We start from the raw sequence: 23,417 nt of genomic DNA on the forward strand, positions 1-23,417 counted from the left end.
CGGGTATCGGCCCCGCAGGCATCCGCGGACCGCCGGCTGGCGCGGCTGTTCCGGGCCGAGGTATCGGCCCCGCAGGCATCCGCGGACCGCCGGCTGGCGCGGCTGTTCCGGGCCGAGGTATCGGCCCCGCAGGCATCCGCGGACCGCCGGCTGGCAGGCAGCTCCGACCCGGCGGCGATGACCGCCAACGGTGTGAGCGCGGTCCCCGCCCGCCCCGCGTTAAGGAGCCCGCCCCGCGGGTACCCCGCGGCGCACCACCCCTGCCGAAGGAGTACCAGCGTGTCGGTCATGCGGACCAAACCCATAGCGGACGTCATCGTCCAGGGTGGTGACGACGAGGGCGGCGGCCAGCGGCTGCGCCGTCGGCTGGGGCCGCTCGATCTCATGGGTTTCGGGATCGGCATCGTCATCGGTACGGGCATCTTCACCCTCACCGGCATCGAGGCGCGCGACCACGCCGGCCCGGCCGTGATCGTCTCCTTCGTCCTGGCCGGCGTCGCGAGTCTGCTCGCCGCTCTCTGCTACGCGGAGCTGGCCTCCAGCGTGCCGACCGCGGGCAGCGCCTACACGTACGCGTACGCCACCATGGGTGAGATCATCGCGTGGATCATCGGCTGGGATCTCGTGCTCGAGTTCGCGCTCGGTGCGGCGGTCGTGGCGCGGGGATGGTCCGGGTACCTCGCCGAGTTGCTGCACCTGCCGGGCTCGGTGTTCGGCGAGAGCAGCACCGTGAACCTGGGTGCCGTACTGATCACCCTGGTGCTCGGCGGCGTGGCGACCCTCGGGATCCGGCAGTCGTCGCGGGTCACCAATGCGCTGGTCGTCGTGAAGGTCGCCATCTGCCTGTTCGTCGTCGTCGCCGGGGCCTTCTTCGTCAGGGCCGCGAATCTGACGCCGTTCGTGCCGCCCGCGCAGCCGTCCGGTGCGGGGGAGTCCGGACTGACCCGGCCGCTGTCGCAGGTGGTGTTCGGGTTGGAGCCCTCGGCGTTCGGTGTCGCCGGGGTGCTCACCGCGGCTGCTGTGGTGTTCTTCGCGTACACCGGGTTCGAGGCGGTGGCGAACCTCGGTGAGGAGACCCGGCGGCCGCGGCGCGATCTGCCGCTGGGGCTGTTCGGCACGCTGGCGATCTCCGCCCTGCTGTACGTGCTGGTGTCCTTCGTGGTGGTCGGCATGGTCGACTACCGGCAGATCGATCCGGGCGCGCCGATCGCCTCCGCGTTCTCGGCGGTCGGTGCCGGGTGGGCTTCCGCCCTCGTCTCGATCGCCGCCGTGGCCGGGCTCACGAGCGTCATCCTGGTCGACATCGTCGCCATCGGGCGGATCGGGTTCGCGATGTCCCGCGACGGGCTGCTCCCGCCGGCTGCCGGGGCCGTCCATCCTCGCTGGGGCACGCCGTACCGCACCACGCTCGTCGTCACCGGCGGGATCGCGCTGCTCGCCGGGTTCGTGCCGCTCTCCTCGCTGGCGAACCTGGTCAGCATCGGTACGTTGTTCGCGTTCGTCATCGTGTCTGCGGCCGTACCGATTCTGCGGCGGACGATGCCGCAGCTGGAGCGGCCGTTCCGGGTGCCGCTGTCGCCGGTGGTGCCGGCGCTGTCGGCACTGGCCTGCCTCTATCTCATGACGAACCTGTCGGTGGAGACCTGGCTGCGTTTCCTCGTCTGGATGGCGCTCGGTCTGGTCGTCTACCTCGGGTACGGGCGGCGCCGCAGCCGGGTGGCCGCCAAGGGCTACGAGTCCCGGTCGGTACGGTAGCCCGTCGGCGCCGACAGGTCGATCCGCCAGCTCTGCACCCCGGTGCTGTCCACCAGCTCGACGTGGCTGATCTCGACCGTGCGGGGGCGGCCGTCCCCTGCCGGTACGCCGTCCTCGCGAACCGCGATCGTGACCTCGTCCCAGGCCGGCGGTGCCAGCCCGGCCCCGCGTTCGCAGGGTGCGTCCCACTCCGGCGGCAATTCCTCCAGGGCCGCCCGCAGCGCCTCGCGGGCATGGTCGTCGCCGCGGGTGGCCGGGTCGAGGGGGCAGACGTACGCCGCAAGAGCCGCGGCCAGGCCGGGATGTTCCCGGAGGGAATCCGCGCACGCCGGCAGGGTGGCGATCCTGAACGATCCTGTGTCCTCGTGGCAGAAGATGACGAGGCGGCCGAGGAAGCCGGGCCGGGGCAGGTTCGCCAGGCGCAGCGGTTCCGCGGCCACCGGGAAGCCGTGGGCCCGCAGGTCCGAGGAGATCGTCTCCCGTGCGGCCTGGTCGCGGGGGTCGCCGAGTAGGTCGGCGACCGCCTGCCGGACGTCCTGGTGCTCGAGCGCCGCGCCGAGGCCGGACGGCGCCGTCCCCGCGCGGGCCACGAACCTGTTCACCGTCACGGGACCGGGCGCGGCCGGGCCCGGCACGTCGGCGGCGCTGATCCGGCTGTCCACCGCGGCGAGGAGCCCGGCGCGGCGGCCGTCGGGGTCGAGGGCCGCGGATTCCCAGTCCTCGCCGAGGTCGAGGTCGGCCGCCGTCGGGCCGAACGGGTCGCCGGCGAGCGTGACGCGAGGGGTGATCACGGCGGGTCCGCCGGGTGCGGCGACCAGCTCGGCGCTGATGTCGGCGAGGGGGCGCACCACCGAGCGCAGGACCTGCTCGCGGACCGCCGGCAGCTCGCGGTCGGTGACGGCGGCCAGGAAGAACGGCCAGAGCAGGAACGGTACGGGCTCACCGGTGACGATGCGCCGCCATTCGTCGTCGGTGTCCTGGAACGCCCCGGCGGCGGCGGCCTCCGGGGAGATCTCCTCCGAGCGCCAGAAATCGTCGGACGTCTCACCCGTGGCGTGGTCGGCGACCGTCCGGTGCAGCAGGAGCCAGCCGGCCGTGGTCCCGTGCGGTACCCACACGAACCGCGTCGTGACCGTGGTGGATCCGTCGGCCCGGCTCATCCGGCCTCCTCGGGGAGTCGCTCATCGAAGCAACTTAGCGCCACGGCGGGGCCCCGTCACCGTACGGAGGCTTGTTGATCTCCCGCGGAGGAAGAAGGATCAAAGTGCCGGAGCTATCGGGGGAAAGCGTTCTCCCGTTCTAGGGTGGGAGACGCCGGAACTTTCGCAGGACCCGGGAGGACAGATGCGCATCAGCGACGTACTGCGCGACAAGGGCGACCGTGTCGTGACCGTGACCCCCGACCTCACCGTCCAGGAACTGCTGGCCACGCTCGCCGAGCACCGCATCGGTGCCGCCGTCGTGTCCGCCGACGGCACGACCGTCGAGGGCATCGTCAGTGAGCGTGACATCGTCCGCCGGCTCGCCGAGCACGGTGCCGCCGTGCTCACCCGGCCGGTCTCCGCCATCCAGACGACGCGGGTCCACACCGTCGAACCCGAGTCCGACGTGGCCGAGGTCGAGCGGCTCATGACCGAGCACCGCTTCCGGCACGTCCCGGTCGTGACCGGGGGGCGGCTGGCCGGCATCGTGAGCATCGGCGACGTGGTGAAGAAGCGCATCACCGAGCTGGAGGTGCAGACCTCGGCGCTCAGCGGTTACATCACCGGCGAGCGCAGCTGATCCGCGACGACACGCCGCCCCTGCCGGAAGGTTTGTCCGGTTTCCGTGGGGGTAGCCCGGCGCGATGTCCACCGAGATCCACTCGTTCCTCACCGGCAACCGCGATCACATCGCCCGCGAGCTCTGCGACTGGGTGAGACTGCCCTCGGTCGCCGGGGTGCCGGAGCGCGCCGCCGACGTCAACCGGTCCGCCCACTGGCTCGCCGGTGCCCTGCGTGACCTCGGGTTTCCCACCGTGGAGGTCTGGCCGGCCGGTGACGCCCCGGCCGTGTACGCCGAATGGTGCGCCGCCCCGGGAGCACCGACCGTCCTGATCTACAGCCACCACGACGTACGGGCCGCGAAGGACGAACAGTGGGAGGAGACGGCGCCGTTCGAGCCGGTGGTGCGGGACGGCTATGTCTACGGCCGGGGGGCCTCGGACGCGAAGGGGCAGGTCGTCGCGCATCTCTGGGGACTGCGCGCCCATCTGGCCGCCACCGGCCGGGACGCGCCGGCGGTGAACGTCAAGATCCTGGTCGACGGTGAGGAGGAGACCGGCTCCGCGCACCTGGCCGGCCTGCTCGACGAGCACCGCCCGCAGGCGGATCTGATCGTCTTCTCGGACACGCTGCTGTGGCGGCGCGACCACCCGGCCGTCTGCCTCAGCATGCGCGGCACCATGCTGGCCGAGCTCGAGGTCTACGGACCTCACCGGGACGTGCACAGCGGCGCGGTGTCGGGCCCGGCACCGAATCCCGTGATCGAGCTGGCCGCTCTCATCGCCGCTCTGCACGACGACGAGGGCCGCGTCACGCTGCCCGGCTTCTACGACGCCGTCACCGAACCCTCGGAGCAGACCCGGGCCGAGCTCGCGGCCCTGCCGTACAGCGACGAGGACTGGCTGACCCGGTCCGACACCCGCAGCATCGGCGGCGAGAAGGGGTTCACCGTGCTGGAACGGCTGTGGGCCCGGCCGACCGTGGAGGTGCTGACCGTCGTCGCCGGCGACCCGGTGGGGCCCTCGCGCGCCGCCGTGCCGGCCGTCGCCACCGCGTCCATCAGCATCCGGACGGTGCCGGACCAGTCGATGCCGGAGGTCGCCAAGCAGCTGCAGCGCTGGGTCGAGGCCACGATCAGCGACAGGGTCGAGTACAAGCTCGACGTCCCGGTGGAGGACGGGCAGGAGCCGTACCGGACGCCCCGCGACCATCCGGCGGTGGCCATGCTCGCCGCGGCCATGGAGGACGGATTCGGCGCGCCCGCCGGGCGGATGGGCAACGCCGGCGGCGGGCCCGCCGACCTGCTCGTGCGCAAGGTCGGCGCACCCCTGGTGTTCTTCGGTACGAGTCTGCCCGAGGACCGCTGGCACGACAGCGACGAACGCACCGGCCTCGATGTCCTCATCGCCGGCGCGGCCACGCTGGCCTCTTTCTGGCAGCGGCTGTCCTCCTGCCGGGTGACTTCCGAAGTGCCGGACTACGGCGAAAACGGCACGGTTGACTCCGGCACGGCGGGGGTAGCCGTCCAGCCGTGACGGACTTCAAGGACCTGGACGTGCCCGGCGCCACCCGCGTGGTCTGCGCCGACAGCCTGGGTGCCGGCCTGCTGGCGGCCACCGCGCGGGCGGTCGCGGGGCAGGACTGCCGGAGCCTGAGCCGGGTGCCGACCCTGGGGCAGCGGCCGACGGCGCGCGAGCAGGTACGCCTCGAGGCCCTGGCGTACGACGCCGCCGAGGGGGCACTGCCCGTGGGCCTGGCCGCGCGGCTCGACGCCGACGCGGTCGCTTCCTGGATCACCGCGCACTACCCCGCGGACGCGTACCCGGCGGTTCTGCTCGGATCGCCGCACGGCGCCGCGTGCCACCTCGCGGCCGCGCTGGGTGCGCCGTGGCTGCCCGACGGCTTCACCGTCACCGTGCCGTGGCCCGGCGGGGCGGTGGGGGACTGGGAGAGCGCGATGGAGTGGGGAGCGATCATCGCCGACTCCATCGTCGCGGCCAACCCGGACGTCTCGGTGCGGCAGGTGCACGACCCGGTGCAGCGCGGCAGCCTCTGCGGCGCCACCGTCACGCTGCACGTGCGGTGGCGGCGGCTGCCGGCGGCGTACCGGGGCTTCCTGCGCTCGCGGCTCGAGCCGGGGGCGGCCGCGCTGATGATCCGCGACGTGCGGACGTGGCCGGTGCTCGAGCTGGCGCCGGGGCACAGCTTCCAGCTGGGCAGCCCGGTCAGCGGCTGGGAACCGGACGACTACACACCGGACAACCCCGCCTTCCGCCGGACCCTCGCGGCGCTCGACGAGGTGCTGTGGGCCTCGCCGTACCAGGACGTGCGGCAGGGGACCGCCGAGGTGGCGGGCGACCCCGACTTCGGGGCGGACCTGCGCCGGTGCGCGACCACGCCCTTCCGGATCCGGTACGCGCGGCCGTCGGCGCTCAGCGCGTTCGTGGCCGGCCTGTACCGCCGCTGGCTGGCGGCCGAGCGCGGCGGGGGCGACCACTGCCTGGTGAGCTCCGGCACGCTGGTGGATCCGTGGCTGACGCTGACGGCCGGACTGGTGCCGTACTGGCTGGAGTCCGCGACCCGCCAGTCGGTGGAGGCCGCCGAGTGGTGGCTCGCCGGGAGCGCCGGCTTCGACACGGTGACCGTGCTGCCGCAGGCTCCCGGTTCGCGGTCCGAGGCGTACGCGCCCGCGGCCCAGTGGCGCTCGGTCGCGGCGTTCGCACGGTTGCGCCCGCACACCGACCCGCTGGCGCTCAGCCACTACCCGCTCTTCCCGCTGCCGGCCGCGCACGCGTCCACGGTGCTCGCCACGGCGGCGCCGCTGGGTGCGGTGCCGCCGCCGAGGCTGACGGCCGACGAGGTGGTGGCCGCGCTGGGCAGCGGGGGCGCCGCCCTGGGGCTGCTCGTCAGCTGAGCCGCGCGGCGCGGCCGGGGCGGGCATAGGTTGACGGACATGGAATATCGTCAGCTCGGCCGGTCCGGCCTGAGAGTCTCCGTCCTGACCATGGGCACCATGACCTTCGGCGGCAAGGGGAACTTCGCCGCCGTCGGTGCCACCGATGTCGCCGAGGCGCGGCGGCAGGTGGACCGGTGTCTCGACGCGGGGGTCAACCTCATCGACACCGCCGACGTCTACTCGGAGGGGTTGTCCGAGGAGATCGTCGGTGAGGTGCTCGAGGGCCGCCGCGACGACGTCCTCGTCGCGACGAAGGTCCGCATGCCGATGGGGCCCGGTCCCAACGACGCCGGCCTGTCCCGGCACCACGTCGTCGCCGGCTGCGAGGCGAGCCTGCGGCGGCTCCGGACCGATCACATCGACCTCTACCAGGTGCACGAATGGGACGGCCGGACCCCGCTGGAGGAGACGCTGGAGGCCCTGGATCTGCTCGTGCGCCAGGGCAAGGTCCGGTACGTCGGCGCCTCGAACTACGCCGGCTGGCAGCTGATGAAGGCCCTCGGCACCGCCGACCGCACGGGCACGCCGCGCTTCGTCAGCCAGCAGATCTACTACTCGCTGCAGGCCCGCGACGCCGAGTACGAGCTCATCCCGGCCGCCGTGGACCAGGGACTCGGCGTGCTGGTGTGGAGCCCCCTCGCCGGGGGCCTGCTGTCCGGCAAGTACCGGCGGGGTCAGCAGCCGCCGGCCGGCTCGCGGCAGCTCACCGACTGGAACGAACCGCCCGTGCACGATCAGGAGCGGCTCTACGACACCGTCGAGGTGCTCGTCTCCATCGGTCAGGAGCGGGGCGTCTCCGCGGCCCGGGTGGCGCTGGCGTACCTGCTCGGCAAGCCGGCGATCACGTCACTGGTGATCGGGGCGCGCACCGATGAGCAGCTCGCCGACAACCTCGCGGCCGCCGGCCTGAAGCTGAGCGACGAGGAGCGGGCCCGGCTGGACGCCGCGAGTGCGCCGCCGCTGCTGTACCCGTACTGGCACCAGGCGAAGACGGCCCGCGACCGGCTCTCCCCGGCGGATCTGACCCTGCTCGGGCCGCACCTCTAGCTGTCGGAGACCGAGAACCGGTCGACGATGGCGCTCAGGTTGCGGGCCGTGTCCCGCAGCGTGCCCGCCATCTGCCGGGTCTGGGAGGCACCCGTGGCGGTGCTGCCGGCCGCCTGCGACACGTCGCTGACGTCGGCCACGATCGCCTCGCAGTGCCCGGCGGTGCCGCGGACGCCCGCGCCGATCTCCCGGGACGTGGCGGTCTGCTCCTCGACGGCGCCGGCGATGGTGGTCTGCAGGTCGCTGACCCGGCCGATGAACTCGCCGATCTCGCTGATCGCCTGGGCCGCCGCGGCGCTGTCGGTGCCGATCGCGGAGATCCGGGCGCTGATGTCCTCGGTGGCCGCGGCGGTCTGCAGGGCCAGGTCCTTGACCTCGCCGGCGACGATGGCGAAGCCCTTGCCCTGCTCGCCGGCCCGGGCCGCCTCGATCGTGGCGTTGAGCGCGAGGAGGTTGGTCTGCTGGGCGATCGCGGTGATCGCGCGGACCACGTCCTGGATCGCCGTGGTGCTCGTGCCCAGCCGGGCCACCGTCTCGTTGGCCTGGGTCGCCGTCTGCACGCCCTGCGCGGCCACCTCGGCGGCGGTGGCGGAGCTGCGCGCGATCTCGGAGATGCTCGCCTCCACCTGGGCCGCTCCGGCGGCGATCGAGGCGATGCTGGCCGTGGCCCGGGCGGCCGACTCGGCCATCGCCGAGGCGCGGCCCGAGGCCTGGGCGGCGTCGCCGTCCAGGTCGGTGCTGACCGTACCGAGGCGGTCGGCCGACTGCACGAGCTCGGCGGCGTTCGTGCGCAGCGCCCCGACGGCGTCGCCGAGCAGCGCCGTGAGCTCGTTCAGCGAGTGGGCGGTCTGGGCCACCTCGTCGCGGCCGCCCACGTCGATCCGGCCGCGCAGGTCCCCGGCGACCAGCCGGCCCAGGAACGAGCGGATCTGCTCGAACGGCAGCGTGATGGCCCGGGCCGCCCAGAGGACGACCAGGAAGCAGAAGACGACGTTCCCGACGCCGAGCAGCGCCATCCGGGTCACGAAACCCGACGGCGCGGGCCCCTCGTAGAGCAGGGCCGCCCCGACCGTCAGGAAGAACGAGGCGTTGGCGCTCAGCGAGATCGCCAGGAAGATCATCAGCGCCCGGATGCTCGGGAACATGCGGAACGGATTGAATCGCGGCACACCTGTCTGGTCGGCCGCAAGGCCGCGGAGTTGAGCCGTTACCGGGCCGGAAATATCAGAACGATATTGCGGGCGTATTACCGATGGACGCTCGTCACACTTTTTCGCCGTCGGCGGATATTCGGGATACCGGCCGTAGCATCGACACGCGAAAATTCCCTCCCGATCGGCAAACCGGATTCCTCATGGTTCTCACCGCTGTCCTGCACGCCGTGTCCGTCCTGCTCCTGCTGTATTTCGGCTGCTTCGCGGCGTACAACTACGCCTATTCTGCCGCCGCCTTGTTCCCTTCGCGTATTCCTACGGTCGTCCCGCGCCCGGCGGCGAAGGTCGCGGTCGTGGTGGTGTCATTCAACGAACGCGAGGTGCTCGCCGACACCGTGGCCGCCTGCGAACGCCTCTCGTATCCCGGCAAGACGATCATCGTGGGCGACGACTCCAAGGATCCGGAGACCATCGACCTGCTGCGCAAGCTGGCGGCCGAGCGCGGCTGCCTGCCGGTGGCCTGGGGCGACGGCGTCGAGATCTGGGAGTCCGAGGGGTTCGTGGTGTTCCACCGCGCGGACAACGTGGGCTTCAAGGCCGGCAATCTGAAGGCGCTCGAGGGATATCTGCGGCACCGCGGTTTCGACTACATGTACCTGCTGGACGCGGACTGGCGCCCGCAGGCCGACGCGATCGAGCGCTGCCTCGAGGTGATCGAGGCGGACGACCGGGTCGCGTACGTGCAGACGAAACGCCTCTACCACCACGGCCCCGCCGACCACTTCCAGCGCTGCCTCGCCATCAACGAGGAGGCCTGCTACGTCGTCGATCTCGCCGGCCGGCAGCGGCTCGGCCACATGGTCCTGTTCTCCGGCTGCTGCGCCCTGTTCGACCTGCCCTCGCTGTACGCCGTCGGCGGGTTCCGAGCCGGTCACCTCACCGAGGACATCGACCTGTCCAACCGGTTCTACCTGGCCGGATACCGGGGCGTGTACCTCGAGAGCGTCGCCAACGTCGGCGAGGTCCCCCCGAACTACCGGGCGTTCCGCCGCCAGCAGGAGCGCTGGGCGATCGGCTCGGCGCGCACCTTCGCGGAGTACCTGATCCCCGTGCTGCGGTCGGATCTCGACCTGCGGACCAAGCTGAGCCTGCTGCGCCAGAACGCGTACTACACGGCCGCGCTCGGCATCGAGGTGTCCGCCCTGTGGTGCGTCGTGGTGGCGCTGTGCACCGCGTTCGGCGGCGCGCGCGGCTGGGCCGATTCGGTCATGGCACCGATGATGGTGCTCACGCTGTTCGGCAGCGTGCTGCCACTGATCGTCGCGGCGGTGCGGAAGCGGACCTGGGCCGATCTGCTCTACATTCCCGCCGCCTGCTGGATCGCCCTGTCCGTGGTGCACACGTACGCCGTCGCGAACGTCAAGGGCTTCCGCCGCCGGGCGCACACCTGGTTCGTCACGCCGAAGACCAACCGGCGGCGAGGCCACGTACGCGTCGGCGGCGCGCGGCGTATCCGGGTGGTCAGCATGACGACCCTGCTGTGCCTCACGGGCGCCTATGCGGCCGCCTGTCAGGCGGAGCCGGGATCGGTGACGGCCCGCGTGCTGATCGGGGCGTATGCCGCCCTGTGGATTCCGTCGATGCTGATCGCCGCGTGGAAGAGTTGACGGTTGTCGCCCTTTCCCCGGAAACGGTAAATGTTGCAAACGGAAGTTCATCATCGATCTGCGCCCTGCTCTGTTGCGGGTCTCCGGCGACTCGGCATACTCGGGGTGGAACCGGTACAAAGGAGCGCGCCATGCATTGGGTGTTCCCGCTCGGCCTGGTTTCCACCCGGTGAGCCACGGCCCGGCAGAACCGGTCGCGGGCCGGGATGCGGAGCGGCACATCCGCATCCCGGGTCCCGGCGTCGCCGGGGGTTCGCATGCCTGACCCGGCGGCGCTGAAGGCCGAGATCTCCGCCATCGCCTCCGGTGCCGCGAGCCTCGCGGCGCGCGCGGAGGCGCTGGTCGAGTCCCTGCGTCCCGTGATGATCATCGACGCCGCCTGCGTCACGCTCCTGCGCCCGGACCGCAGCCGGCAGCCCCCGCTGTACGTGTACGGCTATCCGGAGGCGCTCGAGGAGCACCTGGCCACCCCCCAGTTCCTGGCCAACGCCGAGCGGCTGGGGCTGACCCGCGACCGGACCCCGCTGCGGGTCATGGATATTCCGGCGCCCAGCTTGGAGATGTCCGCCTGGGGCCGGTACATGGCCCCCGCGGGATTCTGCGAGGGGGTCGGCATCCCGCTGCACACCTTCGACGGCCGGTACCTCGGTGTGCTGGCCGCGCACACGTACCGTCCCACCCCGATCGGCGACGACACCCGTGACCTGCTCGCCGGGCTGGCGCCCCTGCTCGCGCACGCCCTGGACCCCATGCGGTCGGTCTGCGCGCTGACCGGGCTGGTCACCGACGCGGTCGCCGGCGTGGTGCTGACCCAGGACGACACCGTCGAGACCCTGCCCGGCATGCCCGGGCACCGACTGCTGACGCGCGGCTCCGCGGTGCTGGCCGAGGCCGCTGCCTGCTACGCGGACGGCGACAGCCAGGCCACGTTCCTCATTCCCCGCTCGGAGAAGGACCCCGGCCGCTACTGGCGCACGACGATGCTGGCGTGCCCCGACCAGCCGCCGCACCACGTCAGCGCTCTCGTGGTGCTCCGCCCACCGGACGACCTGCTGCACCTCGGCCATCGGGAGCTGACCGTTCTCGGGCTGCTGATCGCCGGCTGGCCCACCGCCCAGATCGCCGCCCGCCTGCGGGTCAGCGTGCTCAGCGTGTACGCCACCCTGGAGGAGGCGAAGGGCAAGCTGGGCGCCCGCACCACCGCCGCCGCCGTGATGCGCGCCGCCGACCGCGGCCTCTACCTGCCGGCGACGGTCACCGGGCACGCGGAGCACGGGCACCGGCCCTGACCGGGTACGCCGTCAGGGGCCGTCGTACGGGATCCAGCCGAGGTGGGCGGCGCGGACACCGGCCTGGAAGCGGGTCTCCGCGTCGAGCCGGACGAGCAGCTCCCGCAGGCGACGCTGGAAGGTGCGGTAGCTCAGCCCCAGCTGCCGCGCGATCACCACGTCCGGCATGCCGGTGGTCAGCAGCGCCAGCAGACGCCGTTCGTCGCGGGTGGGTCCGGCGTCCACGGTGGCCTCTCCGGCCGCGACCAGCCCCAGGGGCAGGGCGCGTGCCCAGAGCGACTCGAACAGCGCGCTGAGCGCCTCCAGCAGCGCCGACGGATGGACGACGATGATGCTCTCGATGGAGGACGGCGCCGCCTGCAGGGGCATCATGCCCACCCGGTCGTCGGCGAGGATGAGCTTGGTCGGCGCGGCGGCCAGCACCCGTCCCACCTCGCCGCGGGCGGCGGTCTGTTCCAGGTCCGCCCGCAGGTCGTGGAAGTCCGTCAGCCCCTGCGGGTCGTAGATCACCCGGTACCGGATCCCCCTGGCCAGCATCTCGTGCTCGACCGGGTTGCGGTTGCCCGACGGTACGGCGTAGGGCGGCTTGTCGATCGCCCGGATCTCGTGACGCGCGGCGCGTTGCACCTGCTCGAACCGTTCCAGTACGGCCATCCGCCCGGTGACCACCTCGACCAGTGACGCGGGGTCGTCACCGGCGTGGGCGCGGCGGTGCCGGGCGGCCAGCTGGTGCGCGTGCAGGCGGGCCTGTTGCAGCCGGGCCTCCTGGCGCAGCAGGAGCGCCTCGAGAGCCACGTCCGGTGCCGCCGCGGTGTGCTGCTCCGGATGGCCCGCGCCCCGGCCGGCCAGGCCCGCCTCCTCGAGGTGGTCCAGGGCGACGCGGACCACCTCCTCCGGCAGGCGGGTGCTGCGGGCGAGCTCGGGCACGGTAGCGGGGCCGTCCACGAGCGCCTCGTAGACCGCCTCGTCCTCGGGTCCCAGCCCGGCGACGGAGAACACCTGACTCATCGTGGCCGTCAAACCCGCCGCCGGGCTGGCGGTGTGCCGTCAGCGGCGAGTTCGCGCCAGGGCGGAACCGTTCCGCCATGTCTCACCGGACCTCATCCTTTTCATAAGTTGTTAGCGGCTGGTTCATATCCACCGCCCTAGCGGCCCATCAGCACCGCGCCGTGCACCCGATGGCGCGGTGCTGCTGCTTTCGCCATCCGGACGAAAGGACGGTCCCATGAGCTCCAGTCACCGTTCCGGCTCTGCCCGGCGCTGGATCGCGGTCGCCGCCGCGGTCCTCTGCGCCGGCGCCGCCCTCCCGCCCACCAGCGCCCAGGCCCGGCCGGCGGCGCCCGGCCACGCGGCATCGACGCACGCGGCCGCCGACGGGACGCACACCGTCACCCTCCTCACCGGCGACCAGGTCCGCTACCGCGAGCTTCCGGACGGCCGGGCACAGGTCACCGTCCAGCCCGGAACGCCGGACCGCGACGGTGTCACCTTCGCCACCACCTCGCAGCGTGCGGCGGCCGGCGGCCCGGCCCTCTACGTCGTCCCCTCGGACGCCGATCCGCTGCTGACCGCCGGCGTGCTGGACCGCGAGCTCTTCAACGTGCGGGGGCTCAGCCGGCAGGGCCTGGACGACAGCCGCTCCGCCACGCTGCCGGTCATCGTCAGCCATCCGCGGACCCGGGATCTCGGTGCTCTGCCGGGCAGCCGCCGTACCCGTGAGCTGCCGGCGCTGCGCGGCTCGGCGTTGCGCGTGGAGCGCAAGGGCTCGGGCTTCTGGAAGGCGATCCGGCCCGGCGGCACCGGCCGAGCGGGCCTGCGCGGCGGCCTCGGCAAGGTCTGGCTCGACGCCCGGGTGACCGCCACCCTGGACCACAGCGTGCCGCAGATCGGGGCGCCGGAGGCGTGGCAGGCCGGATACGACGGCACCGGCGTGAAGGTCGCCATCCTCGACACCGGCGTCGACGCCGGCCACCCCGACCTGCAGGGCCGGATCACCGCGTCCGCCGACTTCACCGGCAACGGCACCACTCAGGACGGTCACGGGCACGGCACGCATGTCGCCTCGATCATCGCCGGCAGCGGCGCGGCGTCCGGCGGCCGGTACCGCGGGGTGGCCCCGGGTGCCGACCTGATGATCGGCCGGGTGCTCGACGACGACGGGGCCGGGCTGGACTCGATGGTGATCGACGGCATGCAGTGGGCGGCCGACGGCGGCGCCCGCGTGGTCAACATGAGCCTCGGCGGCGAACCCACCGACGGCACCGACCCGCTGAGCGCGGCGGTCGACGAGCTGAGCCGGCAGACGGGCGCCCTGTTCGTCGTGGCCGCCGGCAACGACGGCGCGCCGGTCAGCGTCAACACACCCGGCGCCGCCCGCTCCGCACTGACGGTCGGCGCCGTGGACGGCGACGACCACCTGGCGTCCTTCTCCAGCAGGGGACCGCGCCTGGGCGACGGCCTCATCAAGCCGGAGATCGTGGCACCGGGCGTCGGCATCGTCGCCGCCCGCGCGGCCGGCACCGAGCTCGGCGACCCGGTCGACGACTCGTACACCGCGCTCTCCGGCACCTCGATGGCCACCCCGCACGTCGCCGGTGCCGCCGCGATCCTGGCCCAGCGCCGTCCGGCGTGGCGCGGTGACCGGCTGAAGGACGCGCTGATCAACAGTGCCGCCCCGATCGGCGGCAGCTGGTCGGCCGTCGGCTCCGGACGGGTCGACGTGGCCCGCGCGGTCCGGCAGGACATCGCCGGCACCGGTTCCCTGCAGGCCGACGGCGGCACCCCCGGCACCGACGACACGGAATACCCGGTCAGTTACGTCAACGACGGCACCGAGCCGCTGAACCTGCACCTCGAAGTGGCCTTCACCGGCTGGAACGGCGCCCCCGCACCGAACCTCGGCCGGCTCTCGGCCAGCGAGCTCGCCGTGCCCGCGGGTGGCCGGGCCACCGTCACGCTCACCATCGGTCCGGCCGCGGCAGCAGGGGCGTACGGCGGGGCCGTCACGGCCACCGGCGCCCAGGTCTCGCTGCGTACGGCGGTCAGCGTCTATGTCCGCCCGGAAACCGCGCAGGTGACCGTGCGGCTGACCGACCACCACGGCAAGCCGGCGCCCTACGGCACGGCGTACCTGGTGGACGCCGACCTCGACCCGTCCACGTCGAACGATCCCTTCGCCGCCCCGACGATCGTCGTACCCGTCGAGGAGGGTTCCGCGGTGGTGCCGGTGCGCCGTGGCGGCGTGTACACCGCGATGGCCTCGCTGTCCTCGGCCGAGCTGACCGGCCGGCGTACCGATGTCATGGTGTCGCCCGAGATCACCGTCAACGGCGACACGGAGATCACGCTCGACGCCCGCAAGGGGCAGCGGCACACCGTGACCACCGGTGAGCCGACGGACGAGCTGGCCCGCGCGCTCGAGGTGGTGCGGACGACCACCGGGGCGCAGATGAGCCTGCTGGCCGCCGTCCGTACCGATCCCGATCTGCAGTTCTTCGTCACCCCGCAGCCGGCGGCGCGGCACGGCTCGCTCGACACGTACGACAAGCGCACCCTGGCCACCGCCGGCCTGAAGGTACGCGCCGAGACCGGCTCCGCCGCCGTGGACCTGCACCCGCGGTACGACGTCTACCGCACGCCCGCCCGCTGGACCGGGACCCGCCAGGCCGACCTGGTCTGGGCCGGACGCGCGAAGCCGGCGGACCTGGCCGGGCTGGACCTGCACGACCGGCTCGCCCTGGTCGCCGTCTCCGACGACGGCGCCGATCCGGTCACCGCGGCGGCGCAGGCGGCGACCGCGGCCACCCGGGCGGTTGCCGACGCGGGTGCCGCCGGTGTGCTGCTCTACGTCGACCACGCCGGCGCCGTGCCGCTGGCCCGGCCCGCCGCGACGCCGGTGCCGCAGCTGTTCCTCGGCCAGCAGGAGGGCGCCGCCCTGCGGTCGTGGCTGACGGGTCAGGCCGTGCGGGTCACCCTGACCGGCGACGACTCGGCGGACAGCAACTACAACCTCTTCTATCCCGCCGCCGGCGTCCCGTCGGGGCGCAGCGACACCGCCACCCCCGCGGCGCTGGTGACGATCCCGACCCGCTACCACGCCGGCACCCCGATGACGTACGAGAAGAACTGGTACGCCTTCGGACCCCGCAGCGTCAGCGCCGTCCGGGAACGCGTCCAGTTCGCGGCGCCGGCCGTCCGTACCGAATATGTGGGACCGGCGAACCCGGGCGTGACCTGGATCCGCTGGACCACCCAGAACGAGCAGCCGGCGAACTCGCCGGCACTGACCACGTCCCTGATCAGCCGCGACGTCTTCGGCACCGGGGTCCGGTCGCTGCCGGAGGAGCGCTGGTACGAGGGTCCGGTGCTGGAGGGCGAGCCGGAGGGCGCGACCGACGGCTGCGGCCTCTGCCGGGGCGGTCCCGACGGTGCCGTGTTCTACCCGGCGTGGCATCTGCGGGACTCGTCCGACACGCATGCCATCCAGTCCTGGCCGGACTACCGCAGCACCGTCCGGCTCTTCCGGGACGACACCGAGGTGCCGGCGCAGGAGCAGACCAACGGCCTGCCGATGCCGACCTACCGGCTGCCGGCGGAGCCGGCGACCTACCGCCTCGAGGTCGACGGTCCCACGCCGGCCGGACCCGGGGTGCGCCCGGTGCAGCACACGACGTCGCAGTGGTCGTTCCGTTCGGCGCCGCCGCAGTCGCCGGCCCTGTCCTGCCCCGGCGCCGTTGCCGGCGGATGTGCCTCGCAGCCGCTGATTCAGCTGACCTACCGGCTGGGCCTGGATCCGGCCAACCGGGCGCCGGCGGGGCGGGACCTGTCCTTCGAGGTGCTGGCCCGCGAACCGCAGCAGGCGGAGAACGGCAGCGCCCTGGCCGGTCTGTGGCTGTGGTCCTCCGCGGACGACGGGAAGACCTGGCGTCCCGCAACGGTGCGGCAGGTGGCGGCGGGACGCTACGGGATCACCGTACGCAATCCCGCCACCGCCGGACCGGACGGGATGTGGCTGAAGGCGGAGGCATGGGACGGCGCGGGCAACCGTCTCCAGCAGACGGTGCGGGGCGCGTACGGCCTGGCGGACGCCACCCGGTGACGTGATCGCGGTACGGCCCGGTGGGAGCTTCCACCGGGCCGTACCCGTCGAGCGGGTCAACCGTGGATCAGGACGAGCTGCTGTTGCGCGGCATGGCCGGCGCGACCCTGCGGAAGTCGAACGCGTTGTTGTTGGTGTCGCGGTCGTTCACGCGCAGCGCGGCCTGGTCGGTGAAGTCGATGCTCTGGGCCGGGGCGGCGGCCGTCTCGGTGCACGGGTTGGCGGACGAGAAGCCGACCGAATCGATCCGGGCGCCCGTGGGGCTGCCGGTACGCGGGGCGCCGCGCAGCAGCACGCCGCCGGTCCGCGCGATGTTGCCGTTGTAGGTCTGGTCCGGCGGCGTGATCCGCTCGTAGCCCTGGGCGGCGAGCAGGTAGAACTGGCCGATCTCTTGCTGGTCCTCGGAGCCGCTCAGCACCGTGCCCTGCGGCACCGTGGCGAGCAGGACCTGCTGCCCGGCGTTGGTGCAGGACCAGACGCTGAAGTTCGAGATGTCCATCGACTCCTCGCCGAGGTTGTGGATCTCGACGAACTCGTCCGTCACGCCGCCGGGGCCCTGGGTGGAGACCTGGCTGATCACCATGGTGGACGCGGGCGCGGGCGGCACGAGCGGCGCGGCGTTGGCGGGTGACATGGACAGCGCGGCGGCGGCGCCCGCCGCCAGGGTGGCCGAGCCGAGAGCGGCGATACGCCGGGTGGTGTGAGACACGGGGTCCTCCTTGCGATCGTGAACGGTTCCGGTGGGCCCGCCGGTGGCGCGGGGTCCGGTCTTTCCGGAATCCGATCCTGGTCCTGGGAGAGGCGGTGAGAAAGAGTCCGTTTTCTGGCCACACAGCTATTGAAGAACGTCAATGGAGAATCGGCTTTTACGCCTCCCGTGCGGCGGTGGAGAGCAAGCGTTCCGCCCGGGTCCGGGCCGCCGCCCGATCCAGCTCGGTACGGGGCAGGCCGAGCACCACGCTCAGCCAGCCGCGCCAGTACGGCCCCGGCACCCGGCCGCCGCCCTCCCAGCGGCTGACCTGGTCACGGGTGACGGATCCGTTGCCGGAGACCGAGGCCAGCGCCTCCGCGAGGGCCGCCTGGGTCATGGCGCGGCGCAGCCGGTGCCGCCTGATCAGCTGCCCGACGGGCGGCTCGGCGAAACTGATCACGAAAGTCCTCCTGCGACTCGACGAGCGGTACGGAGACCATTCCGCAGTCAACACCGGGAGGTCGCCGGCCGCGCGGTCGCCGAACCCGCGCGCGGCATCGAGCAGGGTGTTCGCGCGGGTACGTGCACCAAGGGAGTGCCCGTGACTACACCTTTCGGGGTAGGCCCGCCGGGCGGCGAATTTGAACGGTCCGAGGCCGTATGTGAAAAGACGTCAACCAGCCCTGGATGCGTGGACAATCGCGTGCGCATGTCGGCAGAATCGACGTGTCAGGCATGTGCCGAATCGCGGCGCGGTCGTTCAGCGGGAGGTGGCCCGGCCGTCCCTCGGCGACGGCTGCCACACCGGAATGTGCGAGGTGTCATGCACAAGCTCGACAGGAACGGGCACGCCCCGTTCGTCTCGCCGGGACCGGCCCGCAACCGGGGCGGCGTCCGGCGATCCCCCCGGCAGCGGTCGTCACGCCCCACCCCGCCCGCGGCCGGTGCGGCGATCGACGTCCTGGTCGCCGGTGACCATGCCCTGCTGCGGGAGGGGCTCGTGGAGTTCATCGCGGCCGAGCCGGACCTGCGCGTGGTCGGTCAGGCGGGCAACAGCGTGACCGCGGTCCAGTCGGTGGCCGTCCGGCAGCCGCGGGTGGTCCTGCTCGACGTGAAGATGCCGGACCACCCCGTGTGCGCCACCGTGCGGCACATCCGGCGGATCTCGCCGGACACCCGCATCGTCGTGCTGGCGATGGACGACGACCTGCGCCTGCTCCAGGAGGTGCTCGCGGCCGGCGCGCACGCCGTGCTGGTCCGGTCCGCCAGCCGCCAGGAGCTGGTCGGCGTGATCCATACCGTGTGCCAGGAGGCGAACAGCGTGCTGGTGGTGTCGCACCACAACGCGACGCGGCTGGCCGTACCGGCCGACAACCCGCTGAGCCGGCGCGAGCTGCAGGTGCTGGAGCTGGCCGCGCTGGCGCTGAGCAACGCGCAGATCGCCGCCCGGCTGCGGATCGCGGAGGGCACGGTGAAGCGTCACCTGACGAACGTCTACACCAAACTGGGCGCCGTCTCGCGCATCGATGCCGTCAACAAGGCCACGGCGGCCCGCTTGATGCCCGCCCCGGGACCGCAGGCGTGGTCCGGGCCGCGGCGGACGGCAAGGGCGCGCGCCTGACGCCGCGGCGGCCCGGGCCGCCGCTCACGGGGCAGAGGCGCGTACGGTGGCCCAGACGACCTTGCCGCCGCCGACCGACCGGGCTCCCCAGGCGCTGGCAGCGGCGTGCACGATGCGCAGACCCATTCCCTCTCCGGGCATCCCGGTGCCGGCCGGCAGGGTGTCGGGCAGGCGGGGCAGCCGCGGGTCGCCGTCGCGGACGGAAACGTAGAGGCCGGTGCCGCGCCGCGACACCATCACGTGGATGCCCGTGGCGGCGTGTTCGACGGCATTCGTGACCAGTTCGCAGATGATGGTCCGGGCCGCGTGCACCAGCGGCGTCAGGTGCCAGGCCGCGCAGGCCTCCTCGACCAGCACGCCGGCGCGGCGGGCCGACGCGGGCTCGGGGGGTAGGAACAGCTGCAGGTGATCGGGTACGGGCAGGCTGCGGGCCAGCGCCGAACGGGCCTCCGGCATGCTCGCGTACATCGGCAGGAAGTGGGATACCCCGATCCGCCGCAGCCGGCCGGCGAGCATGGTCGCCGGCGGTACGCACAGCGCCAGGCGTACGGGCGGCTCCGGGATCGTGCCGGCGTGGTAGGCGGCGAGCCACATCGGCGCGCTGTGCCCCTGTGGGTCACCGAGGTCATGAAGGTCGATGAGCAGAGCGGCCGGGTGTTCGGCCAGGCACTTGTGAATGCCGGTTCGCAGTTCGGTGGCGACCGGCGGACTCCAGCGGCCGTGCACCGCCAGTTCCATCGATTCGCGGTCGGCATCGCCGGTTATCGTCATGGCTGCGTCGTGCATCGGTGCCGCCGTCAGGTGTGGAGGGTGCGCTTCCATGGCCAGCCCTTTCGGGTCGTACGCGACCTTCGGCCGTCGGCGCGGCCGTGCCGTGCCCCTCCGTTCCCCGTGCTATCGCGATTCGCCGGCCGCGTAAGTCATTCCACTTTCCCATCGTTTCTCGGACCGCAACATGCCATTCCGTCTGTAATATTCGAGGGCGGATTTCCTATGTGTTACATCACGTCGTGAGGTGATCAGGCGGGGCCGCGATCGACGAAGCTGACCGTCGTGCGGCGCCGCGGGGCGGTCGTCCTGGTCACGACGACGCGGTCGTCCTTGCCGGACACTCCGACCGCCCCGTAGGCCTCATTGACCAGCAGATAAGCCGGGCGGCCCGCACGGTCCCGGGTGCCGCTGGGCCGGATCGAGAAGACGGTCGCCGGGCTCTGGTGGCAGGACGCGGTCATGAGCACCGCGTCGGCGCCGGGGTTGATGTGCACGCCGAGGCACTGGCCCGGATACTTCTCCGACAGCCACCTGATCTGATGACCGTTGCCGGACGGCACGAGCGTGAAATGCGATTCACCGCCCACCGCGTCGGCGCTGGCCGTCGTCTCCGCCTCGCCGCCGTTCGGGTAGACCCACATGTCCTCGCCGAGCTCCGCGAAGTGGATGACCGCCCGCCGTCCACCCGCGAGGACGTCCGGCGCGGCGGCGGGGCCCGCACCGCGATCGGGCTCACCGGCGGTCAGGGTCCTGACGGCCGGGACCGCCGCCCCGGCGAGCACGACGGCGGCCGCGGCGACGGCGAACCGCCGCCGGCCGCCGCGGTCCTTCACCGCCTCCGGATCCTCCGGAGCCTCCGGCCCGCTGACGTCGACGCCGTGCAGGTACGCACGGTCCGACCCGGGCACCACCAGCTCGTCCAGGAGATGGCGGGCGCTCGGCCGGTCGGCGGGATCCTTCGCGAGGCACCGGGCCACGAGGTCGCGCAGAGGTCCGGGCACGCCGGCGAGGTCCGGCGGCTGCGTCAGAATCCGTACGGCGGTGGCGGACGGGTTCCCGGCGTGGAACGGGGTCCGGCCCGTAGCGGCGTACGCGACGAGGGCGCCCCAGGCGAAGACATCCGCCGGGAAGCCGGCGTCCGGGTGCTCCCCGAAGCGCTCCGGGGCCATGTACGCGACCGTGCCGACCATCTGATCGGTGGCGGTGTGGTGGCTGGTCGCCTCGAGCGGCCGCGCGATGCCGAAGTCGATGACCTTGACACCGCCCCGGGGCAGCAGGACGTTCTCGGGCTTCAGGTCGCGATGGATCACGCCGGTGCGGTGGATGGCGGTCAGAGCTGCCGCGGTGCCGACCGCGACGCTGTGCAGGGCCGTGCCGCCGAGCGGGCCGCGCTGCGCGACGACCTCGGCGAGGCTGGGACCGTCGACGTACTCGACGACGAGGTACGGCGGATCGTGGTCCGGGTCGGCGTCGAGGACCTCCGCGGTGGAGAACGGCGGCACCTGCTGGGCCCGGTGCACCTCGCTGCGGAAACGGCCCCGGTACTCGGGGTCGCCGGCGTACTCCGGGCGGACCGTCTTGACGGCGACCCGGCGGTTGCCGGGGGAGCGGCCGAGGAACACCGTCCCCATGCCACCCTCGCCCAGCCGGGCCTGCAGCACGTAGGAGCCGAGCCGGCGCGGGTCGCCGGGGCCCAGCGGCATGGCCATCTCGACTCCCTCCCACGCCGTGCGACCTGCCGCCCGGCACCCTACCCGCGCCCGGCCCGGCACCGGTAGTGGCCGGCGACGAAGGACCGTGGCACAGGCCGGCGTGACGATGCCGAACCCCGCGCCGACGAAGACGTCGACGCCGGCGGCCGCGTTCACCACCCGCACGAGCCACCGCAGGGTACGGGCACCATCGGTGCGTTCCCTGTGCTCTGTCATGCCTCCGACGCCAGGAATTCCGGGCCGCCGGACTCGGGCGCGGGGCGCGGATCCGGCGTACGGTCGCGGGCACCCGGCTCACGCTCACTGTGGACGAGCGGTGCGGCCCGCCCCCGGCGACCGCGGTCACGGGGGCCATCCTCGCTGACCCGGGCGCCCGCACGCAGCCGGCCGCCCTCGCGCACCCTGTCGACCCGGGTCGACTCCGTCGTCACCTGGCGCCCCTCGGCGGTGGCGACGCCGTACGGGTGGTCGAGGTCGCTGCGGAGGGAACGCTGTCGGAGCCGGTGGCGACGCGCATCACGCCCGGCCGGCTCGAACGCCACGCTCTCGCAACGCTATGCCGTTCAGGTCGCCGCCTACTTCGGGCGAACCTACCCGGGCCTGCGCGCCACCCACACGGGACGCGGCGAGACCCAGCCCGAACACCCTCGACCCGGCGGTGAACCGCCGGGTCGAGATCTCTGTCGGATGACGGGCGTCAGGACTTCGGGGCGAAGACCATGATGCCGAGGCACATCTCGTCGCTGGTGCCGTCGCCCCACACGACGTAGCGCGGCGGCAGCGTCTTGAGCTGGGGCAGCTGCCCGCGCAGCGTGGCGTCGTGGGTGCAGGTGACCCGGACGACGTCCCCGGCGGCAACGCTGATCGGCTTCGCCAGCGGCACGAGCGCCTGGTTGTCGAAGTCGTACCGGGGCACGTCGATGATCGTCTGCGCCCGCGGCGTACCCGGGTTGAGCTCGAGCTTGATCGAGCGGCCCAGCAGGTGCATGTGGCCGGCCGCCATGTAGATGGTCCCGGCCTCGCGGATCGGCTGGTCGCAGTGCTGCGTCGGGCCCGGGACCGGGGCGGCGCCGTGGTGGCACATCTCGTTGAGGCCCGAGACCAGCTCGGCGGAGTCGGCGCCGAAGCGCTTGCCGACGTCGGCGACGGCGGTCTTGCGGTCGCAGAGCGGTCCCTTCGCGCCCGGTTCGCACGGCAGCTCGATCGGCGCCATCGCCAGCGCGGTCTTCAGTGGCTTCAGCGCCGTCCCGCCGTCCGCGATGCGCATGCGGATGCCGGACTGGTCCGACCCGGGAGTGCCCTCGCCGGCGCCCAGCAGGTTGTAGTGCACCTGCATGACGAGCTTGCTGCCGGGCGGCATGGCGAAGCCGAAGCCGTCGGGCATCAGCGTCTCGCCGGCTCCCGGGACCCAGTGCGCGACCCACGCGGTCTCGCCCTGCACGCCGCTGTCGCCGAAGCAGGTCCAGCCCTCGCCGGGCGTGCCCGCGTCCACCCGGGCGGCGGCCTTCGCCTGCTCGGGGTTCAACCGGTAGAAGATCGCGTGGTGGACGATGGCGGCGTTCTGCGGGAGGAAGCGGCTGCCGGTCAGGTACGCCGGGCTGGTGAGGCCGGGGTCGACGAGGAAGCACCTGTACTCGTCCGTGCCGCCGTTCGGGGGCGACGGGGTGTACGGCTTCGGCAGCGCCAGGTCGACGAAGCGTTCCCCCTGGCGCAGGGGCTTGGCGGGTGCCGCCGACGTCGCGCCGTGCGAGCCGTGCGAGGCGGCGGCCCCGGGGTCCTCCGCGGGGGAGGTGGTCGAGCCGCATGCCGCGGCGAGCAGCACGGCGGCGAGGGCGGTGGCGATACCGAGGGAAGGGCGTAGGGATCGCATGCCTGCAATCCTCGCCGGAAGGG

The 23,417-nt window shown here is 72.9% G+C and carries 18 protein-coding genes; 9 read left to right on the plus strand and 9 right to left on the minus strand.

Annotation, left to right across the window (positions count from 1 at the left end; all coding sequences use genetic code 11):
* The first annotated feature begins 288 nt into the window (after positions 1-288).
* Positions 289-1,755: an amino acid permease gene (locus ACIBO8_RS27920; protein ID WP_396118291.1), complete on the plus strand. Its 1,467-nt coding sequence runs from the start codon at positions 289-291 to the stop codon at positions 1,753-1,755.
* Here ACIBO8_RS27920 and ACIBO8_RS27925 read toward each other — a convergent pair.
* Positions 1,731-2,915: a hypothetical protein gene (locus ACIBO8_RS27925; protein ID WP_396118292.1), complete on the minus strand. Its 1,185-nt coding sequence runs from the start codon at positions 2,913-2,915 to the stop codon at positions 1,731-1,733. The two genes, ACIBO8_RS27920 and ACIBO8_RS27925, sit on opposite strands and share 25 nt — an antisense overlap.
* 184 nt (positions 2,916-3,099) lie before the next feature.
* Between ACIBO8_RS27925 and ACIBO8_RS27930 the strand changes: the two genes are divergently transcribed.
* From ACIBO8_RS27930 to ACIBO8_RS27945, 4 genes are all read left to right on the plus strand, one after another.
* The gene (locus ACIBO8_RS27930) at positions 3,100-3,537 is read left to right on the plus strand and encodes a CBS domain-containing protein (protein WP_396118293.1); all 438 of its coding nucleotides are present in this window, start codon (positions 3,100-3,102) and stop codon (positions 3,535-3,537) included.
* Between the two features lie 64 nt (positions 3,538-3,601).
* Positions 3,602-5,053, plus strand: coding sequence for a M20/M25/M40 family metallo-hydrolase (locus ACIBO8_RS27935; protein WP_396118294.1), 1,452 nt, complete (start codon positions 3,602-3,604; stop codon positions 5,051-5,053).
* Complete coding sequence (locus tag ACIBO8_RS27940; protein WP_396118295.1) at positions 5,050-6,432, plus strand: hypothetical protein; 1,383 nt, start codon at positions 5,050-5,052, stop codon at positions 6,430-6,432. The genes ACIBO8_RS27935 and ACIBO8_RS27940 overlap by 4 nt, the downstream gene beginning before the upstream one ends.
* Before the next feature lie 39 nt (positions 6,433-6,471).
* Complete coding sequence (locus ACIBO8_RS27945; protein ID WP_396118296.1) at positions 6,472-7,521, plus strand: aldo/keto reductase; 1,050 nt, start codon at positions 6,472-6,474, stop codon at positions 7,519-7,521.
* On the opposite strand, the gene ACIBO8_RS27950 is transcribed toward ACIBO8_RS27945, so the two are convergent.
* On the minus strand, positions 7,518-8,666 hold the full coding sequence (locus ACIBO8_RS27950; protein ID WP_396118297.1) for a methyl-accepting chemotaxis protein: 1,149 nt from the start codon (positions 8,664-8,666) through the stop codon (positions 7,518-7,520). The two genes, ACIBO8_RS27945 and ACIBO8_RS27950, sit on opposite strands and share 4 nt — an antisense overlap.
* A 209-nt stretch (positions 8,667-8,875) precedes the next feature.
* On the opposite strand from ACIBO8_RS27950, the gene ACIBO8_RS27955 reads away from it, so the two are divergent.
* Together ACIBO8_RS27955 and ACIBO8_RS27960 are read left to right on the plus strand one after the other, a co-directional pair.
* On the plus strand, positions 8,876-10,342 hold the full coding sequence (locus ACIBO8_RS27955; protein ID WP_396118298.1) for a glycosyltransferase family 2 protein: 1,467 nt from the start codon (positions 8,876-8,878) through the stop codon (positions 10,340-10,342).
* Between the two features lie 257 nt (positions 10,343-10,599).
* Complete coding sequence (locus tag ACIBO8_RS27960) at positions 10,600-11,631, plus strand: response regulator transcription factor (protein ID WP_396118299.1); 1,032 nt, start codon at positions 10,600-10,602, stop codon at positions 11,629-11,631.
* Positions 11,632-11,643: 12 nt separating this feature from the next.
* On the opposite strand, the gene ACIBO8_RS27965 is transcribed toward ACIBO8_RS27960, so the two are convergent.
* Positions 11,644-12,630: a TrmB family transcriptional regulator gene (locus ACIBO8_RS27965; protein WP_396118300.1), complete on the minus strand. Its 987-nt coding sequence runs from the start codon at positions 12,628-12,630 to the stop codon at positions 11,644-11,646.
* Between the two features lie 226 nt (positions 12,631-12,856).
* On the opposite strand from ACIBO8_RS27965, the gene ACIBO8_RS27970 reads away from it, so the two are divergent.
* Entirely contained in the window at positions 12,857-16,729 is a 3,873-nt protein-coding gene (locus tag ACIBO8_RS27970) for a S8 family serine peptidase (protein WP_396118301.1), read from the plus strand.
* Between the two features lie 67 nt (positions 16,730-16,796).
* Here ACIBO8_RS27970 and ACIBO8_RS27975 read toward each other — a convergent pair whose 3' ends face one another.
* Together ACIBO8_RS27975 and ACIBO8_RS27980 are read right to left on the minus strand one after the other, a co-directional pair.
* Positions 16,797-17,438 (minus strand): hypothetical protein, encoded by a 642-nt coding sequence (locus tag ACIBO8_RS27975; RefSeq protein WP_396118302.1) that lies wholly within the window; start codon positions 17,436-17,438, stop codon positions 16,797-16,799.
* A 157-nt stretch (positions 17,439-17,595) separates the two neighbouring features.
* Positions 17,596-17,880, minus strand: a complete 285-nt coding sequence (locus ACIBO8_RS27980; protein WP_396118303.1) for a helix-turn-helix domain-containing protein — start codon at positions 17,878-17,880, stop codon at positions 17,596-17,598.
* Between the two features lie 363 nt (positions 17,881-18,243).
* Between ACIBO8_RS27980 and ACIBO8_RS27985 the strand changes: the two genes are divergently transcribed.
* Complete coding sequence (locus tag ACIBO8_RS27985; protein ID WP_396118304.1) at positions 18,244-19,041, plus strand: LuxR C-terminal-related transcriptional regulator; 798 nt, start codon at positions 18,244-18,246, stop codon at positions 19,039-19,041.
* A gap of 24 nt (positions 19,042-19,065) precedes the next feature.
* On the opposite strand, the gene ACIBO8_RS27990 is transcribed toward ACIBO8_RS27985, so the two are convergent.
* The 4 genes from ACIBO8_RS27990 to ACIBO8_RS28005 all read right to left on the minus strand — a co-directional run bounded on the left by ACIBO8_RS27990 (position 19,066) and on the right by ACIBO8_RS28005 (position 23,394).
* A complete protein-coding gene (locus ACIBO8_RS27990) occupies positions 19,066-19,812 on the minus strand; it encodes an ATP-binding protein (RefSeq protein ID WP_396118305.1) in 747 nt (248 codons plus the stop codon).
* 248 nt (positions 19,813-20,060) lie between these two features.
* Positions 20,061-21,740, minus strand: a complete 1,680-nt coding sequence (locus tag ACIBO8_RS27995) for a serine/threonine-protein kinase (protein ID WP_396118306.1) — start codon at positions 21,738-21,740, stop codon at positions 20,061-20,063.
* Positions 21,737-22,066, minus strand: coding sequence for a hypothetical protein (locus ACIBO8_RS28000; RefSeq protein WP_396118307.1), 330 nt, complete (start codon positions 22,064-22,066; stop codon positions 21,737-21,739). Before ACIBO8_RS28000 ends, ACIBO8_RS27995 begins: the two co-directional genes overlap by 4 nt.
* A 155-nt stretch (positions 22,067-22,221) precedes the next feature.
* Positions 22,222-23,394 (minus strand): monooxygenase, encoded by a 1,173-nt coding sequence (locus ACIBO8_RS28005; RefSeq protein WP_396118308.1) that lies wholly within the window; start codon positions 23,392-23,394, stop codon positions 22,222-22,224.
* Positions 23,395-23,417 lie beyond the last annotated feature (23 nt).

It is taken from the genome of Actinoplanes sp. NPDC049681 (assembly GCF_044465265.1).
In the GTDB taxonomy this organism is placed as follows: Bacteria; Actinomycetota; Actinomycetes; order Mycobacteriales; family Micromonosporaceae; genus Actinoplanes.

Coding starts and splice junctions, on each gene's coding strand:
- ACIBO8_RS27920 (WP_396118291.1), top strand. CDS start 289: ATGCGGACCAAACCCATAGCGGACGTCATCGTCCAGGGTGGTGACGAC.
- ACIBO8_RS27925 (WP_396118292.1), bottom strand. CDS start 2,915: ATGAGCCGGGCCGACGGATCCACCACGGTCACGACGCGGTTCGTGTGG.
- ACIBO8_RS27930 (WP_396118293.1), top strand. CDS start 3,100: ATGCGCATCAGCGACGTACTGCGCGACAAGGGCGACCGTGTCGTGACC.
- ACIBO8_RS27935 (WP_396118294.1), top strand. CDS start 3,602: ATGTCCACCGAGATCCACTCGTTCCTCACCGGCAACCGCGATCACATC.
- ACIBO8_RS27945 (WP_396118296.1), top strand. CDS start 6,472: ATGGAATATCGTCAGCTCGGCCGGTCCGGCCTGAGAGTCTCCGTCCTG.
- ACIBO8_RS27950 (WP_396118297.1), bottom strand. CDS start 8,666: ATGTTCCCGAGCATCCGGGCGCTGATGATCTTCCTGGCGATCTCGCTG.
- ACIBO8_RS27955 (WP_396118298.1), top strand. CDS start 8,876: ATGGTTCTCACCGCTGTCCTGCACGCCGTGTCCGTCCTGCTCCTGCTG.
- ACIBO8_RS27960 (WP_396118299.1), top strand. CDS start 10,600: ATGCCTGACCCGGCGGCGCTGAAGGCCGAGATCTCCGCCATCGCCTCC.
- ACIBO8_RS27970 (WP_396118301.1), top strand. CDS start 12,857: ATGAGCTCCAGTCACCGTTCCGGCTCTGCCCGGCGCTGGATCGCGGTC.
- ACIBO8_RS27985 (WP_396118304.1), top strand. CDS start 18,244: ATGCACAAGCTCGACAGGAACGGGCACGCCCCGTTCGTCTCGCCGGGA.
- ACIBO8_RS27990 (WP_396118305.1), bottom strand. CDS start 19,812: ATGACGATAACCGGCGATGCCGACCGCGAATCGATGGAACTGGCGGTG.
- ACIBO8_RS27995 (WP_396118306.1), bottom strand. CDS start 21,740: ATGACAGAGCACAGGGAACGCACCGATGGTGCCCGTACCCTGCGGTGG.
- ACIBO8_RS28005 (WP_396118308.1), bottom strand. CDS start 23,394: ATGCGATCCCTACGCCCTTCCCTCGGTATCGCCACCGCCCTCGCCGCC.